We start from the raw sequence: 3,460 nt of genomic DNA on the forward strand, positions 1-3,460 counted from the left end.
GCCGCAATAGCGACTCTTGTTCTGGTGTCGGGTAAAATCGGTAAGAATAGGCTTTTTCCATGTCTCATATTTTAGCATATATTTCGTAAACGATGCTCATATTTAACAGCAAAGCCAACCTAAAACGGCGGGGTTTCAGACCCAAATTTTCGATGATCAATAATATTCGCCGCCCCACCGGAGGCAATCACTGCCCCTTGAGCGCATTGTAGAGCCAAATTAATCGCCCGACCGCGCCAGTGCAATTTCTCGGCAAAACTGGCCTGGTGGGAATTTAACATTTTTTCTTGACAGGACAGTAGGGCTTTTTCTAGCTGTTGATGGGCATTTTTTAGGCTTTCTAGCCCTTTTTGTCGATAAACCGCAAAAATAACATCTAAGCCCGCCCAAGCACAGCCAAGGGCATGAAAACCATGATGGAGAACATTTTTTTGATCGCTGGCCTCGATCGCCGCCGCCGGTTGTAAACTAACAATAAAATCCCTTGACAAAAAGTAGTCTTGTATGGTAAGGCTCACCGTATTAGTCCCACTCATCGATAATAATTTCATCGGGGGACTGCATTGCAGACCGGGGAGAGCTTGCAGCGGTAAAAGACCGTACAGAGATCGCCCGTCCAGGAGGGTCGCCCCGATGATAAAATCTTCAAAAAAGCCCCATCCCGTCACCCAGGGGACTTGTCCACAGAGTTGATAGCCGCCGGTCACGGGAAACGCTTTCATCATTGGTTCCCCCGGACGACGTAGTTGCGAAAACCCCACCCCCACTAGCTTTTCGCCCCGGGCCATTTTGGGGAGATAAAGCTTTTTCAGGTCTTGGTTACTGCTGGTGGCTAATTGATTAGCGGCGCTTTGGTGTTGGGTTTGCAGAAAAGTTAAAGCGCCGGAATAACGAGCGCCGAGGATTTGGAATTGTTGATAGGTGCGTTCCTCCCATCCCGCCCCCCCCCATTCTTTGGGAACACGCAAAGCTAACAAACAGCGCTCGCCCATACCCTGTAAAGCTGATTGTAGGGCGATCGGGTTGTGATCAATCCGGGCCGCTTGCGGGGCGATCCTATTCTGAAAATAATCCCTAGCCATCTCCAGTAAACCATCGCTCATAGCTGACTAGCACAGTAAACCGCCCCCATTAGTCCCACTTGAGTATTAAGGACGATATGGACGGGAATATTGCTTAATATCTCCGTCATCCGACCTTTAGCGCGAAAAGCCTTCATAAAGCTACCCTCGGTCATTAGAGGAAGATTTTTGGCAGCAATCCCTCCCGCTATGTATAATCCTCCGTAGGGAAGCAACTTGAGGGCTAAATTGCCCGCTTCCGCACCGTAGGCCTCGACAAAGATTTTCATGGTTTGATAACAAAGATGATCCGAGTTATCTTGGGCAAAACTGGCAATTTTAGCCGCTAAATCGACGGTTTTTTGCGGTTTACCCATTTCTTCTAACCAAGCGCGGTAAATTTCCGCCATGGCCGGCGAGGACTGACTATAGTTACTATCGTGGAGAAATCGATAGATAGAAGTGATTCCAGGGCCGGAAACCACTCGCTCCACCGAAATGCGCTCGATATTATAGAGTTCCAAGAGATAATTTAATAGTTGATATTCTAAACTCGATCGAGGGGCAAAATCGGCGTGGGAACCCTCACTAGCAAACACCTGATATTTACCCTTCGACACAGGAATCAAAAAACCCTCTCCTAACCCCGTTCCTGCACCAATAACCGCAATCGGGGCCTCTGGTACTGCCGGGGCCGCCTGTAGATTGTGCAGCTCCTCTGGGGCTAATCCTAACACCCCATAACCGATCGCCGCAAAATCATTAATTAATTTTACTCGCTCAATCTGCAGCTCCTGGCTTAGGCGATCGCCAGTTAGGGACCAACTTAAATTAGTCAATTCGGAACTATTGTTAACCACTGGACCTGCAATACCGAAACAAGCTTTTGCCACTGGGGGAATAGTGGTTTGTCGGGCCAAAAACTGCCGGACGATCGGCACCAGATCGGGGTATTGTTCACTAGGATAGATTTCTTGATCGAGAGTAATTAGCCGGGGTTGGGGACTATCCGATGAGTTTTGGCAATCCACTAAACGCAGGATTGTTTTAGTTCCCCCGATATCTCCCCCTAAAAGAATCGTCATGCTGGTTTTTCCCTGAGTTTGTCCCCATAATTATAGTTTTTTTTACCGCTTCTCCCCAGCAAATTTAAGGGCAGTCAATTCTATACTATAGTGAAAGATGGTAATGCCTAAGCCCTAATTAAGGATTGATTAATCATCGCTCCGGGGTTGGAATGGGGATTTGCTAGAGGACAGAAAGGGGACTTAAAGACATTTTAGGTCTAACTGTAGCCTCAAGGCGATCGATAGGGCGGCAAAACCTATCACTGTCCCCATAACTTTTAAGATAGACCAGAGAGGGAGAAATTAGCTTGGGTGTAGAACTTCGCAGTTACGTTTATCTTGACAATTTACAGCTTCAACACGCCGCTTACATCGGTACAGTCGCCCAAGGATTTTTACCCTTACCCGGGGATTCTTCCCTCTGGATTGAAATTTCCCCCGGCATCGAGATTAATCGCATCACCGATATTGCCCTCAAATCCGCCGTGGTTCGTCCGGGGGTTCTATTCGTAGAACGACTCTATGGACTCTTAGAACTCCATTCTAGCAGTCAGGGAGAGGTCAGGGCGGCCGGTCAGGCAATTTTGCAGTATTTAGGCGTTAGTCAGCGCGATTGTCTGAAACCGCAAATTGTTTCTAGCCAAATTATTCGCAACATTGACGCTTACCAAGCCCAATTAATTAACCGTAGTTCTCGGGGTATGATGTTAATGGCGGGACAGACTTTGTACGTTTTAGAAGTGCAACCGGCTGCCTACGCTTCCCTAGCCGCTAATCAGGCCGAAAAAGCTGCTTTAATTAATATCCTACACGTTACTTCCGTGGGCAGTTTTGGCCGCCTATATTTAGGGGGAGAAGAACGAGATATTATCGCCGGTTCCCGAGCGGCAGTTTCAGCGTTAGAAAATATTCAAGGTCGAGTTTTTCCCGGTAGCGACAAAAAAGAATAAGCTAATGAAGGCAAAAGGCAGAAGGTAAGGGTGCATCTCATTTTTGTCAATCTACCAATTGGGATTTTTACTTGGAAACTCTCGGCTAAAATTGGGCATTACTTCCGATTTTATCACTCAATCCAAGCTTTTGGGGGGTTCTACCCCCCAAACCCCTAGGGCTGTTTCATTCTCCCATCAGAATATCAAAAGTAAAAGCGATCACTGTCTTGGTAAAATGAGAAGTGACCGCCAACTTTTTAAATATATGTTGAGCTTAATAGAAAAACTGAAACAAGTCAAGGACTTTCGGAAAGATCAAGGAAAAAGACACCCTTTATGGATAGTATTAGTAGTAATAATACTGGGAACAATGCTAGGATACTCAGGTTAGAGAGAGCTA

At 46.7% G+C, this 3,460-nt stretch carries 4 protein-coding genes and 1 pseudogene; 2 read left to right on the forward strand and 3 right to left on the reverse strand.

Going from position 1 to position 3,460, the window contains the following annotated elements:
• The 3 genes from O9290_RS20805 to O9290_RS20815 form a co-directional block, all read right to left on the reverse strand.
• A partial coding sequence (locus tag O9290_RS20805; protein ID WP_287711504.1) for a helix-turn-helix domain-containing protein occupies positions 1 to 61 on the reverse strand: 61 nt, incomplete at its 3' end.
• A 58-nt stretch (positions 62 to 119) separates the two neighbouring features.
• Positions 120 to 1,103: an acyl-CoA dehydrogenase family protein gene (locus O9290_RS20810; RefSeq protein ID WP_288056607.1), complete on the reverse strand. Its 984-nt coding sequence runs from the start codon at positions 1,101 to 1,103 to the stop codon at positions 120 to 122.
• On the reverse strand, positions 1,100 to 2,146 hold the full coding sequence (locus O9290_RS20815) for a glucokinase (protein ID WP_288026238.1): 1,047 nt from the start codon (positions 2,144 to 2,146) through the stop codon (positions 1,100 to 1,102). The genes O9290_RS20810 and O9290_RS20815 overlap by 4 nt, the downstream gene beginning before the upstream one ends.
• 290 nt (positions 2,147 to 2,436) lie before the next feature.
• Here O9290_RS20815 and ccmP point away from each other — a divergent pair, with 290 nt between their 5' ends.
• Together ccmP and O9290_RS20825 are read left to right on the forward strand one after the other, a co-directional pair.
• Positions 2,437 to 3,078 carry a beta-carboxysome protein CcmP gene (gene ccmP / locus O9290_RS20820; protein WP_004266786.1) on the forward strand — a complete coding sequence of 214 codons (642 nt, stop codon included), beginning with the start codon at positions 2,437 to 2,439 and terminating at the stop codon, positions 3,076 to 3,078.
• Positions 3,079 to 3,325: 247 nt separating this feature from the next.
• Positions 3,326 to 3,448, forward strand: a pseudogene (locus tag O9290_RS20825) (transposase family protein); the annotation flags it as partial.
• Positions 3,449 to 3,460: the final 12 nt, after the last annotated feature.

Source organism: Microcystis sp. LE19-41.2A, assembly GCF_027530405.1.
GTDB classification, from domain to species: domain Bacteria; phylum Cyanobacteriota; class Cyanobacteriia; order Cyanobacteriales; family Microcystaceae; genus Microcystis; species Microcystis aeruginosa.